Here is a 13,788-nt window from a genome sequence, read left to right on the forward strand (position 1 = left end):
TGGGCAGGTTGTGCCAGCGGCCGTCGAGGCCCCGCCAGCGGCCGAACTCCGTGTAGGTGCCGGCCGGCAGGTCGAGTGCGCCGGTGGTGACGGTGGTTCCGCTCGGGCAGATCCGGACGTTCCGGGCCGCGCCGGGGAAGTCGGTCCGGCGGCCGGCCGCGTCGCGGACGGCGACCCCGACGCTGTCCGCGGTGAAGCAGCGCGAGGAGTGCACGGCGAGCGAGGCCGTGACCGAGGGTCCGGTGACCGCCGGGGCCGGGGTGATCCGGTCCTCGACGACGGTCGGACCGCTGGCGGACGCCTGGGTGCTGACCAGGAGGGGAAGGGCGAGCAGGCCGGCTGCGGCCACCGCGCCGACCCGTACAGGGGTGGCAGAAAAGCGCATGGACAGGTTCCTCTGCGACGCCTGCGAGGTGAGCTGTCGGGTTCGGACCGGAGGTACGGCCCGGCCGCGGCTGTGGGAGCGGCTTCACCCCGAGCCTGCGGCGGCCACCGCGAACGCACGGGCGCTGGCGGGGGGCAGCAGGCGGCTGACCTGGTTCCCCCGCTCCCGTCCGTGTCCGTGCTCGAAAGACCACCGGCGGGTGGACGGGATTCGGCGGCCCACCGGAGGGGCCCGCGCGGAGCGGGCGACTCGGAGCAGGCTAGCAGCCGTTCCGACGCGTACAAGTCAGTGAGCGGTGCTGTAGCGCAGCTCACAGACCGGACGCGCCGGTTCAGGCCGTCCGGTGCCGGGAACGCAGACCGGCCGGGGTGGGGCGGAAGCCGCAGGCCCCCTCGTAGAAGCCGGCGTTCTCCGGCTCGTAGTCCACGTGCACCCAGTCGCAACCGGCGCGGAAGGCCTCCTCGGCCACCGCGTCGACCAACCGCTTTCCGATGCCGAGGCGTTGGTGGTCGGGGTGGACGGCGGTGTCCAGCACGAAGGCGTGCCTGCCGCCGTCCCAGACCGCGTGGACGAAGCCGACCAGACGGTCGGCCTCGAAGGCACCGACCCAGGTGAGGCTGTGCCGCTCCAGCCGACTCGCCCACGGCGTGACGCCGGGCCCGGCGTCCGCGCCGAACGCCCGCGCGTGCAGCTCGGACAGCTCCCGGTCGTCGACTCCGAACCGAACCCTCAACTCGACTACGGCCACGCTGATGTCACTCGCCCTCTCGCTCGACGCCCGTCGGGCGACGGCGACCAGCCTAGGGGCGGTCAGCGGGTGCCCGTGACGCGGAGGGAGGCCCGGAGGGTGGTGCCGTCCGTGCTGGTGGCCAGGATGCGGCCGGAGCGGTGCCAGTAGGTGACCGCGTCCGCGTGCTGCCGCAGCCCCGGGGCATGACGGAGGTCGGCCCCGGGGAAGTGGACGGTCGCCGCCGGGACGGCGCTCGGACCGCTGCCCGCGTGGAGCAGGATGCCGGTGCCCGCGGCGTCGAGGGCCGGGAGGGCCCAGTGGTCGCCGTCACCGATCGGGCCGGACGGCTCGGCGGCCGCGAGCCGGTGGCCGGGGCCGGTGCCGGTCACCAGCCGCAGGACGGTGCTGTCGTCGTCCGACGGTCCGTCGGCCTCGGGCAGCTCGGCGGCGAGCAACCCCCCGGCCGCCAAGGGGACGGACTGCAGCGGCTGGTAGCCCTCCAGCCGCTGCCGGGAGCGCAGTTGCCAGCCCGGCAGCTCCCAGTGCCAGAGTTCGAGCAGGGGTGAGCCGTCGGGCAGCGCCGACGCCACGACCGCCGCGCAGCCGTCGGCCGAGCGGGCCACGTCGCTCACCAGCCTCTCCTCACGCCCGAGTTCGCGCCAGACCGCGGTCGGTCCGGAGGCGAGGGCGTCCAGCACCACGATGCCGTCGCCGTCAGCGGTGATCAGGTGGCGGCCGTCGTAGGAGCGGGCCATCCGGGAGGCGCGCAGGGTCGTCCAGGGCCGGACGGTGCGGGTGGCGAGGTCCAGCCGCGAGACCTCGCGGGTCTGCCCGTAGGAGGCCACCAGCAGGGCGGACCCGCCGTGGTCGGCGAGCACCAACTGGTCGGCGGGCACGTCCCAGTGGGCCTTGGTACGACCGTCCGGGGTGAGCAGCCGCACGCCCGCCTGGCCGCAGGCGACCAGGACGGAGCCGGAGACCAGCAGGGCGGCGTCCAGCACCGGCAGCGTGCCGGGGCGGTCGGCGGCGGTGTGCCCGACGGCCCCCGAGGCGCCGCGCGTGGCCGGTCGGCGGCGTGGCTTGGCGAGGTCGGCCGCCACCAGCGGGTCGGCCCGACCGAGCAGCCGTTGGTGACGGGCCCGCTCCTCCCGCTCGGGGAGGGTGCCGCCGAGGCCGCCGTCGCGGACCACCGCGCGGGCCGCCGCCGTGGCCAGCTCGCGGTCCACCGCCGGTTCGGCGGCGGGCAGTTGGGCCAGTCCGGCGGCCAGCACCGAGCGGCCGGTGTGGGCCGGGTCCCCGGTACTGTCGAGCACGGCCAGCGCGAGTGCCCGGGTGGCGTCGCCCGCGCCCAGCGCCAGCAGGTAGGGCAGGGCGCGGCTGCGGGTCGGGCCGCCGAGGGCGACCGCCGCGCTGAGGTCGGCGGCGGCCGAGGGGCGCAGGGCCGGGTCCGGCCAGAGTGCCTCGGCCGCTCCCAGCCGGTCGCCGGACGCGCGACGGTCCTCCGCCCAGGCAGAGCGCAACTCCCTTGCGGCGTCCGGGTCTTCGGCCGAGAGCAGCTCCACGGCGCGGGCGAAGACGCCGGTCCGGTGGGCCGTCCGGACGGCGCGGGTGCGTTCGCCCGCTCGCCACCAGAGGCGGACCACCAGATCGGCGGCGAGCCCGCGGCCCTCGGCCAGTTCGGCGGCCGCCGTCAGCCGCCCGTGCCGGGCCAGCAGCCCGACCGCCTCAGCGGGGGCGTCCAGCAGGTCGGCCAGGACGTAGGCCGCTTCGTCGATCCGGCCCGACCGCTCCAACTGCTCGGCGGCGCCGCGGTAGAGCGCGGCGAGGTGCTGGTGCACGTCAGGACCGGAGAGCACGGAGGTACCGCCCGGCCCGTGGGCCCGGGGCGTGGCACGCAGCTCGCCGGCATGGCGCCGGGGCAGACCGAGGGTGAGCCAGGACTCCTCGCCCGCCGCCCTCCCGCCGGAGAGCCGGATCGCGTCGCGCAGCGCGTCCTCGAACTGGTGCTGCTCGAACGCCCTGGTCAGCTCACGCAGGTAACGGGCCTGGCGGCCGCGGACCAGTCCGCCCGCCGTGCGCATCGTCAGGCGCGCCAGCAGCGGCGCGAACAGCGGCCGGCGCGGCTTCGCCCGGGCTGCGGCCGACGCTCCGTCAGCCGCCGTCGCGCCGGACGCGGCCTGGGCGGAACCGGCTGCCGGCAGGACCCACCCGGAACGCAGCCACGCCCGGAGGGAGGCGAAGAGCGGTCGGCCGGGCCGTGCGCCGACCGGAGCCGACGCTCCGTCAGCCGCCGCCGGAACCGTCCCGGCCACCTCCGCGGCCCGAGCGGCGCGCCAGGAGCGCACGCACACCACGGCGAAAGCGACCAGCAGGCCCAGCCCCCAGCTGGGAAGGCGCTGGGCGGAGGCCGCCGAGGTGAGGACCACCCAGAGGAGCGGCAGCAGCAGGATGATGACGGGGATGGCTGCCACCACCCGGGCCCGCCGGTGACCGCCCCGCCGTGGCTGCCGCGGTTGCCGTGCCGACCGCGGCCGGCGGTCCGGTCGCTCCGGGCGCTCCGCCGTCAGCCGCCGGGCCCGCTCGCTCGGGGGTGCGATGCGGGCCGCCGCGCGCAGGTCGGGGTGCGGCCGTTCGGGGAGGGCCTCCGCCACCGGAGCGGCCTCGGGTACGGCGGGGCCGAGCGGCCGCGGGCGGTGCACCGTGAGCCCGGTGAGGTCCAGGCGCTCCGCCGGGTCCAGCGGGGCGAGTGCCGCGACCGCGAGGGTGGTCGTCGACCCGCCTGCGGCGAGGGCGAGTTGTCCGGCGGTCAGGTCAGGGGCGTCCGCCCCGAGGGTGACGGAGCCGCCGGCGGCGGTGCGCAGGACGGGCAGCCCGGGAGCTCGGTCGGCCCGGACCTCCACCGGGGCCGCCAGGGTGAACAGCCAGCGGCCGTCCGGCAGTCGACGCAGGTCGGCCCCGACGGTCCAGAGTTCGAGCACGCGCGCGGTGGCCTCGTCCCTCACCGATCACGGGCACGTCGAGGACGTAACCGGTGGCCGTGACGACGGCGCGGAACGCCGCCTCGGGGGTGGCGGTCATTCGACGCCTCCGATCAGGAACTGGACGCGCCCGGTGGTCACGTCACCGACCACGATCCGGCCGGGGCGGACCTCGGCGGCGATCAGCGGCCGGGTCGGGTGGACGGTGGGCTCCCCGGTGCCGCCGGAGAAGCGGGTCAGCGTCCGCACGCCGTCCGACCGCACGCTCCGCACGAGGTGACCGCTGCGGCTGACGGTGACCAACGCGGGCCGTGACCCGGGGACCAGCCCGATCACCTCGGCCCGCTCGCGGAAGGCGAGGTGGTCGACGGCGCCGTCGGCGGCGCGCACCGTCCAGGTCCGGCTGTCCCGCGACCAGGCCTGGGTTCCGGCGCTGTGCAGGAAGTGGAACCGGCCGCGCGCCTCCTCGTGCACCTGGCCCTCGAAGAGCCGCGGGTCGCGGCACAGGAGGAAGGGCGTGCGGTCGCGGTTGCCATGGCCGATCGGGCCGTGGTCAGTGGCCCCGCCGTCCGGGCCGAGCCGCCACCACCGGCCGCCGAGCGGGAACTCCAGGTCCCCCGCTCCGGAACAGCACCGGCAGCACCGGCCCGGCGAGCAGCTCGTCCAGCCGGGCGGGATCGAGGCCGAAGGTGGCGAGCTCGGTGGAGTAGCCGCCGGCGTCGGCGAGCTGACGGCCGATCACGTGGGTGGTGAGCCGCTCGCCCTCGACGCACAGGGCGAAGAGGCGGCGGCCGGTCCGCCCGGCGGCGAGCACCGGGCCGGGGAAGTCGTGGCGACGCATCCGCAGCGGTGTCGCGGTTCCTCCGCCGTGGTTCGGCAGGTTGACGGCGAGCAGGGTGCCGGGCCGGGCTCCCCTGGCGAGCAGGGTCCGGGCGTCGGTGGTGAAGACGGGCTGGGTCGCGTGCCCGGCCGGACGGGCGACGTCCACCGGGGCGGCCGGAGCCGGGCCCCGGCGGAACTCGGCCCCGCGCAGCGCTCGGACCGCGATCGGGCCTGCGGGCAGCGGAAGTTCGGCCGTCGTGCCGTCGATCCCGATCAGCACGCGGCCCGCACCGTCGGCGGTCCAGGCGGCGGGCTCGCTGGTGAGCACGCCGGGGCGCGGCGGGATCCGCTCGGCCAGCCGGGGCGAGGTCAGCAGCCACGCGCGGTCGGCCGCGTCCAGGGCCTCCAGCGCCTCGGCCACGTCCTCGGGCGTCGGGTCCTCGGAGCGGCGCGCGCGGCCAGCCAGGCGGGCAGCAGGTCGGCGGGCTCGCCCGTCAGCCGGCGGCCGGAAGGATCGCCGAGCACCCGGACGACCAGTTCGGCACCGTGCGCGGCCGCCCGGCGGTGCAGGACGAGCAGCGCGGCGAGCTGCACCAAGCGCCCGGCACCCGCCTGAGCGGGCCCGGCGTCGACCAGCGCGACCATCCGGCCACGCACCGCAGGGGTGGTGAACTCCGGTGCGGTGTAGAGGAGTTCACCGTCCACCAGGCGGCGCAGGAACTCCTCCGTGACACTCCTCGGCGAGCAGCCATTCGGACGGCAGCAGCCGCTCGGGATGTCCCGCGCGGGCCAGCCCGCCGAGACCGTCGGGGTCTCCGTGCTGGTCGGCCACCGGCGCGTGGTCGGCGATCAGGGAGTCCAGGCGGCGCAGCAACGGGCCCAGGGCGAGGGCGAGTTCGGGCGAGAGCGCGGAGAGGGGCGCCGGCCCACGGGGCGAGGGCGGCGGGCAGTCGGGAGTCGGTCACCGGGCGGCCCTCCGGGCGGGCTCGACGTGCCGCTGGGCACATCCGCGGCGGGTCACGGGGTGCCATCCGCTCCGCCGTCGGGCCCGGTGCCCGTCGACACGGTGTACGGGTCGAGCACCTCGGCGGAGCCGAGCGGCACCGGCGGGTCGGCGATCAGCGCACGGCCGGGGACCAGGACGCACAGCTGCCCCTCCGCCGCACCGAGGGCCCGTCGCCAGAGTGCGGCGGCCGGGGCGGGGCGGGCGGTGGTGGGGGTCAGCAGGCCCTCGTCCTGGGCGAGGTAGCGCACGCCGTCCGCCCACGGCAGGTCCGCCTCGGCGCCGAGCACCAGCAGCGAGCGCTCGGCGGCCGGCAGGCCGGGGCCGTCGTCGGCGAGCACGGCGAGCCGCGCCCCGGCCCGGATCCGCTCCCGGGCCGCGAGCGCCAGGCCGGGCACGGCGGCCCCGAGCGCGAGGACGGCGACGGACGGCAGCGGCGGCTCACGGCGCTCCCAGCGCAGCGCGAAGGCCTGACGGGACGACGGCCCGGGCGGCCCGGCGGGCGGCGGGGGCGAGGCGGGCGCCGTCCGCGGGGCGGGTACTGACGACTGCTCGGGAGTCACGAGGGCGAGACCGCCGCGACCAGCTCGGCGCGTATCCCGGCCAGCGCGGCGGGCAGGGCAGCCGGGTCGAAGCCCGCGTCGATCTCCCGCAGGGCGGCCTCCAGCCGCAGCCGTGAGTCCCGCCCCCTCGGGCAGGTCGCGGTGCTCGGCGAGCAGGGCGGCACCGGCGTGGGCCAGCCGCTCCGCGCGGGCGGCCGTGCTGCGGGAGAGCTCCTCGGCGGCGTGCACCAGACTGCCGTTGGCCGACTTCTCCACCAGGTCCGCGAGGACGTCCCGGGCCAGCGCCTGGGCGTCGGCGGTCGGGGCGACCAACGGGAGCACCCAGAGGTCGCGCGCGGAGGCCACCGTCCGGCCGTCCAGCACCGCGGCGGCCGCGACCAGCTTCTGCGAGCGCACCGCCCGCCGGTCGCTGATCGGCACCCCGGCGGCGCGGAGCCGCCGCAGCGCCGTCGCGACCAGCGGGGTGGCCTCGTCGAGGTCACAGGCCCGGGCCGCGGCGGCCAGCCGGTCGACGGCGGCGAGCAGGCCCGGTCCGCCGTCCCGCGGAGCCGGCACGGCGGGGCGGCGTCCGGCCTCCAGCAGCTCCTCCAGCCGGGAGTCGGCCACCGGCTCGACGAACACCCGGGCCAGGAAGCGGTCCGCGAAGGCGGCCAGCGCCGGGTCCTGCGGCAGGTGGTTGGCCGCGCCCACGCAGATCCGCAGCGGGCTGGCGAGCACCGTCCGGCCACGGCGGAACACCCGCTCGTTGAGCAGGCCGAGCAGGGTGTTCAGCACCGCGGTGGATCCGAGGAAGACCTCGTCCAGGAAGGCGATCTCGGCCTCGGGGAGCATCCCCTCGGTCTCGTACTCGACCCGGCCCTCGCGCAGCCCGCGCAGGTCGACCGGCCCGAACAGCTCGTTCGGTTCGGTGAACCGGCCGAGCAGGTACTCGAAGTAGCGGCCGCCGAGCTGACCGGCCATCCGGCGGACGGCCTCGGACTTCGCGGTGCCCGGCGCACCGACCACCAGCAGGTGCTCCCCCGCGACGGCGCAGAGCACGACGACCTCGGCCACCGACTCACGGCCGAGCAGCCCCCGGCCCGCAGCGCGGACGGCGGCCGCGATCAGTTCGGCGTCGGCGGCCGTCGGTACGGCTCCGGGTTCGGCGGGGAAGGTCTGGTCGGTGTTGATCTCGGTCACGAGCACGGGAGTCTACGGGGGCATCCGCAGTACCCACCAGCACGTTTTCGTCACATCCTCCGCACACCCACCACCCTTGGGGTGGTGGGTGCGGCCGGCCGCCGGCCCTGCGAGCGCGGGGGCGGAGCGGGCCTCCCGGGTCGGCGAGCGGAGCGGCCGGGGTGGGGAGCGAGCGCCGTCCGCTGAGCCCCCAGCGCTTCCGTGAGCCGTCCCGCCCACCTGGACCGGCCGGGCCCGCTCGGCGACCCTCCGTTCACGGGGCAGCCACCGCCCCGTGCGACGGACCTGACCCGGGGGGATCACGTGAGACCGACCGTACTGGACACCACCGGAGCCCGACTCTTCGAGCAGGCCGAGGAGTTGCGGGCCGCCGGCCCTGCGGTCCGGGTCTCGCTGCCCGGCGGCCTGACCGCCTGGTCGGTCAGCCGGGGCGAGCTGGTGCGCCGGCTGCTGGTGCACCCGGACGTCTCCAAGGACGCCCGCAAGAGCTGGCCCGGCTACCGGCCGGGCGCCGTCCCGTGGCTGACGGTCTGGGTGGACCTGGTCTCGATGTTCACCAGCGACGGCCCCGACCACCACCGCCTGCGCTCGCTGGTCGGCCAGGCCTTCACCCCGCGCCGGATCAACGCGCTGCGCCCCGCCGTCGAGCGGATCACCTCCGAACTGCTGGACGCCATGGCCGGTCTGCCGCAGGGTCAGGAGGCGGACCTGCGGGCCCTGTTCGCCTACCCGCTGCCGACCAGGGTGATCTGCGACCTGTTCGGCGTGCCGCAGGAGCAGCGCCCCGCCATGCTCCGGGTGATCGACCGGGTGCTGGGACACCACCGTCACGCCCGAGGAGGCCGAGCGGATCGGGTACGAGCTCTTCGCCGCCATGGACCGGCTGATCACGGCCAAGCGCGAGCGGGCCCGGCGACGACCTGACCAGCGTGCTGCTGGCGGTGCACGGCGAGGACGGCGACCGGCTCGGCGAACAGGAGTTGGTCTCCACCCTGATCCTGCTGATCGGGGCCGGCTCGGAGACCACCGTCTCGCTGATCGGCCACGCCGCGCAGGCCCTGCTCGCGCACCCGGCGCAGCTGGCCGCCGTGCTGGCCGACCCGACCCGCTGGGACGACGTGATCGAGGAGACCCTGCGCCTGCACTCCCCCGTGATGCACCTGCCGCTGCGCTACGCCACCGCCGACATCGACCTGGAGGGCGAGACCGTCCGGGCCGGGGACCTGCTGATCCTGGCGTTCGGCGCGCACGGCCGGGACCCCGAGGTGCACGAGCGCCCGGGCGAGTTCGACATCGACCGGGCCGACAAGCAGCACCTGGCCTTCGGTCACGGCGTCCACTACTGCCTGGGCGCCCCGCTGGCCCGCCTGGAGGCCAAGGTCGCGCTGCCCGCGCTGTTCGCCCGCTTCCCCGGGCTGCGCGCGGCCCCGGGCGGGGAGTCGGGCCCCACCCAGCCCTCCTTCATCACCACCGACCGGCTGAGTCGCCCCGTCCTGCTGGCCTGATCCGCCTCCGCCCGTCGGGCGCCCGCACCCCGTCCCGGGTGCGGGCGCCTTCGCGCGGACGGACCATGAAAGCCGAGGAGCGCGGTGGCCATGACGAACGAAGCACCCCCCTGCGGCCGCGGACGACCTGGTCGTGCTGAGCGGAGTCGACAAGCACTTCGGCGAGCTCCACGTCCTGCGGGACATCGACCTGACGATCGCCCGGGGGGAGGTCGTGGTCGTGATCGGCCCCTCCGGCGGCGGGAAGTCCACGCTCTGCCGCACGGTCAACCGCCTGGAGACCATCGACTCCGGCACCATCACCATCGACGGGAAGCCGCTGCCGGCCGAGGGCCGGGCGCTGGCCGCCCTGCGGGCCGACGTCGGGATGGTCTTCCAGTCCTTCAACCTCTTCGCCCACAAGACCGTGCTGGGCAACGTGACGCTCGGTCAGGTGAAGGTCCGCAAGAAGGACCGGCGGAGCGCGGAGGCCCGGGCGCGGGAGCTGTTGGAGCGGGTGGGCGTGGCGGCCCAGGCGGAGAAGTACCCGGCCCAGCTCTCCGGTGGCCAGCAGCAGCGGGTGGCGATCGCCCGGGCGCTGGCGATGGACCCCAAGGTGATGCTCTTCGACGAGCCGACCTCCGCCCTCGACCCGGAGATGATCAACGAGGTGCTGGAGGTGATGCGCCAACTCGCCCGGGACGGCATGACGATGGTCGTGGTCACCCACGAGATGGGCTTCGCGCGGACCGCGGCCAACCGCGTGGTCTTCATGGCCGACGGCAGCATCGTCGAGCGCGCCGAGCCCGAGCAGTTCTTCACCGACCCGCGCAGCGAGCGGGCCAAGGACTTCCTCTCCAAGATCCTGCACCACTGACGGACCCCGACCGGCAGGGATGATCACCATGACGCACCGCAAGACAGCCCTCGCGGCGGCGGCCGCGCTCCTCCTCCCCCTCGCGCTGGCCGGCTGCGGGGACGACACCAAGGACGACGCCGGCGGCGGCAGTCACAAGATCACCGTCGGCATCAAGTTCGACCAGCCCGGCATCGGCCTGAAGACCCCGGACGGCACCTACACCGGCTTCGACGTGGACGTCGCCACCTACGTCGCCAAGCAGCTGGGCCACGACCCGAAGGACATCGTCTGGAAGGAGGCCAAGAGCGCCGACCGCGAGAGCCTGCTCCAGCGCGGGGACGTGGACTTCATCGCCGCCTCCTACTCCATCACCCCGGCCCGCTCCGAGAAGGTGGACTTCGCCGGCCCCTACCTGCTGGCCCATCAGGACGTGCTGCTGCGCGCGGACGACACCTCCATCACCCAGCCCGCCGACCTGAACAGCAAGAAGCTCTGCTCCGTCACCGGCTCCACCTCGGCGCAGAACGTCAAGACCAAGCTCGCCCCGCAGGCCCAGCTCCAGGAGTACGGCGGGTACTCGGAGTGCCTGACCGGGCTGGAGAACAAGGTGGTGGACGCGCTGACCACCGACGACTCGATCCTGGCCGGCTACGCCTCGCAGGCCCAGTTCAAGGGCAAGTTCAAGCTCGGCGGCTTCAAGATGAGCAACGAGAACTACGGCATCGGCGTCCAGAAGGGCAGCGCGCTCAAGGGCCAGATCGACACCGCGCTGCAGAAGATGGTCTCCGACGGCTCCTGGGACAAGGCCGTGCAGAAGAACTTCGGCCCGGCGAACTACAAGAACGAGCCCGCGCCGCAGATCGGCGTGGTCGTCCGCTGAGGCGGCTCCGGTGTTCGACTTCCTCGACGGCTACGACCTGCTCGGCGCCTTCTGGGTGACGGTGCAGCTGACGCTGTACGCCGCCCTCGGCTCCCTGGTCTGGGGCACGGTGCTGGCCGCGCTGCGGGTCAGCCCGCTGCCCCTGATGCGCGGCTTCGGCACGGCGTACGTGAACGTGGTCCGCAACATCCCGCTCACCGTGATCATCGTCTTCACCTCGCTGGGCCTGTTCCAGACCCTGGGCGTCTCGCTCGGCGCCGACGACTTCACCTCCGTCAACTTCCGGCTGGCGGTGCTCGGCCTGACCGCCTACACCTCGGCCTTCGTCTGCGAGGCGGTACGGGCCGGGATCAACACGGTGCCGGCCGGCCAGGTCGAGGCGGCCCGCGCGCTCGGCCTGACCTTCCCCCAGGTGCTGCGGCTGGTGGTGCTGCCGCAGGCCTTCCGCTCGGTGGTCGGCCCGCTGGCCAACGTGCTGATCGCGCTCACCAAGAACACCACGGTGGCCGCCGCGATCGGGGTCGCCGAGGCGGCCGCGCTGATGCGGGAGATGATCGAGAACGAGGCCCAGCTGATCCTGATCTCCGCGGTCTTCGCCTTCGGCTTCGTCTGCCTCACCCTGCCCGCCGGGCTGTTCCTGGGCTGGGTGGGCCGAAAGGTCTCGGTGAAGCGGTGAAGTCCCCCTCCGAGTCCCCCTCGCCCCTCTACGACGTGCCGGGCCCCCGGGCCCGGCGGCACAACCGGCTGCTGGCGGTGGCGTTCCTGCTGGCGCTCGGCGGGCTCCTCTGGTGGGTCGTCAGCTCCCTGGCCGCCAAGAACCAGCTGGAGTGGGAGAAGTGGCGGCCGTTCTTCGCCGACGGCCGGGCCTGGGAGACCTACCTGCTGCCCGGGCTGGAGAACACCCTGATCGCCGCCGCGCTGGCGATGGCGATCGCCCTCCCGCTGGGCGCGCTGTTCGGCATCGCCCGGCTCTCCGACCACCGGTGGGTGCGGCTGCCCGCCGGGGTGGTGGTGGAGTTCTTCCGCGCGGTGCCGGTGCTGATCCTGATGCTCTTCGCCAACGCCGCCTACTCCGAGTTCACCGACGTGAGCCCGGACAGCCGCCCGCTGTACGCGGTGGTCACCGGCCTGGTCCTCTACAACGCCTCGGTGCTGGCCGAGATCGTCCGGGCCGGCATCCTCGCCCTGCCCAAGGGCCAGAGCGAGGCGGCGATGGCGATCGGGCTGCGCAAGGGCCAGGTCATGCGCTCGGTGCTGCTGCCGCAGTCGGTGACGGCGATGCTGCCGGCCATCGTCAGCCAGCTGGTGGTGATCGTGAAGGACACCGCGCTCGGCGGCGCCCTGCTCGGCTTCTCCGAGCTGCTCGCCTCCGTCCGCCCGATGAGCGCCAACTACGGGGCCAACACCATCGCCAGCTTCACCGTCGTCGCCGTCCTCTTCGTGATCCTCAACTTCGCCCTCACCACCTTCGCCGCCTGGCTGGAGCGCCGGCTGCGCCGGGGCCGCCGCTCCACCGGCGCGGTGGTAGCCGCCGGAGCCGTGGAGGACCTGGCCGTCCCGGGCGACCACCTCGACAGGCCGTGACGCCCCCGGGTGCGGCGGGCGGATAAGCGGCGCCTAGGCTGACCCTCGAAGCAAAATCGGACGAACCGGACCTGACGGGCCGTCCGGCAGTGACGAGGGAAAGCAGGACCCGCCGATGGGCGACGGTATGACCGGGATGGACCACTCCGGGATGCACCACGGCGGGATGGAGCCGCTCGGCCCCTTCACCCCCGGCTCGGCGCTGGTCTGGTCCACCGACTGGCCGTTCCTGATCGGCTGCCTGCTGGCGCTCGCCCTGTACGGCGCGGGCGTGGTCCGCCTGGCGCGGCGCGGCGACCGCTGGCCGGTCGGCCGCACGCTGGCCTGGGTGCTGGGCGTCGGCACCGTGCTGCTGGTGACCAACACCGGGCTGAACGACTACGGCATGGCCCTGTTCAGCGCCCACATGATCCAGCACATGGTGCTCTCCATGCTCTCGCCGATCCTGCTGCTGCTCGGCGCCCCGATCACCCTGGCGCTGCGCTCGCTGCGCCCGGCCCCCAAGGGCAGCGGCCGCGGCCCGCGCGAGCTGCTGGTCGCGGTGCTGCACAGCCGGTACGTGCGGATCGTCTCGCACCCGGCGGCCACCATCCCGCTCTTCGTGGCCAGCCTGTACGCGCTCTACTTCACCCCGCTGTTCGACTTCCTGATGCAGTACCGGATCGGGCACATCGGGATGATGGTGCACTTCCTCGCGGTCGGCATGCTGTTCTTCTGGCCGATCATGGGCGTGGACCCGGGTCCGAACCGGCCGGGGTACGTGATGCGGATCATCGAGCTGTTCATGGGGATGCCGTTCCACGCCTTCTTCGGCGTGGCGGTGATGATGGCCACCCACCCGCTGGTGAAGACCTTCGACGGCGCGATGGCGCCGCCCGGCACCGACCTGCTGAACGACCAGAAGATCGCCGGCGGCATCACCTGGGCGTTCGGCGAGATCCCGACCGCGATCGTGCTGATCGCGCTCACCCTCCAGTGGGCCAAGTCCGAGGAGCGCCAGGCCCGCCGCCGCGACCGCAAGGCGGACCGCGACGGCGACGCCGAGCTGGCGGCGTACAACGCCTACCTGGCCTCGCTCGACAAGCGCGGGCAGCGCGCGGCCGAGGCCGGCTGACGCCGCGTCACCCCGAACACCCGGGCCCCCGTCACGGACCTTCCGCGGCGGGGGCCCTTCGCGTGTCCGGGAAACGGGGACGGGGAGCGGGGACGGGACGGCAGGGGGGTTCGAGTAGGTCTCGACCGCCGGTCGAGAGTCCGGGGCGACCGTAGGGCCGGATTAGGGGCTGTCTCCTTGATGGGGTCGGATCAGGCCGCGTCGTCG

14 protein-coding genes, 1 pseudogene and 1 riboswitch are annotated in these 13,788 nt (G+C 74.9%); of the genes and pseudogenes, 7 read left to right on the plus strand and 8 right to left on the minus strand.

Features of this window, described 5'->3' with window-relative positions:
• The 8 genes and pseudogenes from ABD946_RS06100 to ABD946_RS06135 form a co-directional block, all read right to left on the minus strand.
• Nucleotides 1-385 (minus strand): annotated as a pseudogene (locus tag ABD946_RS06100) (glycoside hydrolase family 16 protein); the annotation flags it as partial.
• A gap of 3 nt (nucleotides 386-388) precedes the next feature.
• Nucleotides 389-525: riboswitch (cyclic di-AMP (ydaO/yuaA leader) on the minus strand.
• 191 nt (nucleotides 526-716) lie between these two features.
• Entirely contained in the window at nucleotides 717-1,133 is a 417-nt protein-coding gene (locus ABD946_RS06105; RefSeq protein ID WP_345280840.1) for a GNAT family N-acetyltransferase, read from the minus strand.
• A gap of 62 nt (nucleotides 1,134-1,195) precedes the next feature.
• On the minus strand, nucleotides 1,196-4,117 hold the full coding sequence (locus ABD946_RS06110) for a bpX6 domain-containing protein (protein ID WP_345280841.1): 2,922 nt from the start codon (nucleotides 4,115-4,117) through the stop codon (nucleotides 1,196-1,198).
• 72 nt (nucleotides 4,118-4,189) lie between these two features.
• Entirely contained in the window at nucleotides 4,190-4,567 is a 378-nt protein-coding gene (locus tag ABD946_RS06115) for a hypothetical protein (RefSeq protein WP_345280843.1), read from the minus strand.
• A gap of 79 nt (nucleotides 4,568-4,646) precedes the next feature.
• Entirely contained in the window at nucleotides 4,647-5,336 is a 690-nt protein-coding gene (locus ABD946_RS06120) for a hypothetical protein (RefSeq protein ID WP_345280844.1), read from the minus strand.
• Entirely contained in the window at nucleotides 5,285-5,620 is a 336-nt protein-coding gene (locus ABD946_RS06125; protein ID WP_345280845.1) for a hypothetical protein, read from the minus strand. Before ABD946_RS06125 ends, ABD946_RS06120 begins: the two co-directional genes overlap by 52 nt.
• Nucleotides 5,610-5,789 carry a hypothetical protein gene (locus ABD946_RS06130; RefSeq protein ID WP_345280846.1) on the minus strand — a complete coding sequence of 60 codons (180 nt, stop codon included), beginning with the start codon at nucleotides 5,787-5,789 and terminating at the stop codon, nucleotides 5,610-5,612. Before ABD946_RS06130 ends, ABD946_RS06125 begins: the two co-directional genes overlap by 11 nt.
• A 143-nt stretch (nucleotides 5,790-5,932) precedes the next feature.
• Entirely contained in the window at nucleotides 5,933-7,660 is a 1,728-nt protein-coding gene (locus ABD946_RS06135) for an AAA family ATPase (protein WP_345280847.1), read from the minus strand.
• Nucleotides 7,661-7,963: 303 nt separating this feature from the next.
• Between ABD946_RS06135 and ABD946_RS06140 the strand changes: the two genes are divergently transcribed.
• The 7 genes from ABD946_RS06140 (at nucleotide 7,964) to ABD946_RS06170 (ending at nucleotide 13,581) form a co-directional block, all read left to right on the plus strand.
• The gene (locus ABD946_RS06140) at nucleotides 7,964-8,584 is read left to right on the plus strand and encodes a cytochrome P450 family protein (protein ID WP_345280848.1); all 621 of its coding nucleotides are present in this window, start codon (nucleotides 7,964-7,966) and stop codon (nucleotides 8,582-8,584) included.
• A 5-nt stretch (nucleotides 8,585-8,589) separates the two neighbouring features.
• Complete coding sequence (locus ABD946_RS06145) at nucleotides 8,590-9,165, plus strand: cytochrome P450 (protein WP_345280849.1); 576 nt, start codon at nucleotides 8,590-8,592, stop codon at nucleotides 9,163-9,165.
• Nucleotides 9,166-9,292: 127 nt separating this feature from the next.
• Nucleotides 9,293-10,021 (plus strand): amino acid ABC transporter ATP-binding protein, encoded by a 729-nt coding sequence (locus ABD946_RS06150; RefSeq protein WP_345280920.1) that lies wholly within the window; start codon nucleotides 9,293-9,295, stop codon nucleotides 10,019-10,021.
• Nucleotides 10,022-10,049: 28 nt separating this feature from the next.
• Nucleotides 10,050-10,883 carry a glutamate ABC transporter substrate-binding protein gene (locus ABD946_RS06155; RefSeq protein ID WP_345280851.1) on the plus strand — a complete coding sequence of 278 codons (834 nt, stop codon included), beginning with the start codon at nucleotides 10,050-10,052 and terminating at the stop codon, nucleotides 10,881-10,883.
• A 10-nt stretch (nucleotides 10,884-10,893) separates the two neighbouring features.
• Nucleotides 10,894-11,559 carry an amino acid ABC transporter permease gene (locus tag ABD946_RS06160; RefSeq protein ID WP_345280854.1) on the plus strand — a complete coding sequence of 222 codons (666 nt, stop codon included), beginning with the start codon at nucleotides 10,894-10,896 and terminating at the stop codon, nucleotides 11,557-11,559.
• Nucleotides 11,556-12,467, plus strand: a complete 912-nt coding sequence (locus ABD946_RS06165) for an amino acid ABC transporter permease (protein ID WP_345280856.1) — start codon at nucleotides 11,556-11,558, stop codon at nucleotides 12,465-12,467. The genes ABD946_RS06160 and ABD946_RS06165 overlap by 4 nt, the downstream gene beginning before the upstream one ends.
• 136 nt (nucleotides 12,468-12,603) lie before the next feature.
• Nucleotides 12,604-13,581 (plus strand): cytochrome c oxidase assembly protein, encoded by a 978-nt coding sequence (locus ABD946_RS06170; RefSeq protein ID WP_345280922.1) that lies wholly within the window; start codon nucleotides 12,604-12,606, stop codon nucleotides 13,579-13,581.
• The last annotated feature ends 207 nt before the right edge of the window (nucleotides 13,582-13,788 follow it).

Source organism: Kitasatospora albolonga (assembly GCF_039535905.1).
Classification (GTDB): Bacteria; Actinomycetota; Actinomycetes; order Streptomycetales; family Streptomycetaceae; genus Kitasatospora; species Kitasatospora albolonga.

Coding starts and splice junctions, on each gene's coding strand:
- ABD946_RS06155 (WP_345280851.1), top strand. CDS start 10,050: ATGACGCACCGCAAGACAGCCCTCGCGGCGGCGGCCGCGCTCCTCCTC.
- ABD946_RS06170 (WP_345280922.1), top strand. CDS start 12,604: ATGGACCACTCCGGGATGCACCACGGCGGGATGGAGCCGCTCGGCCCC.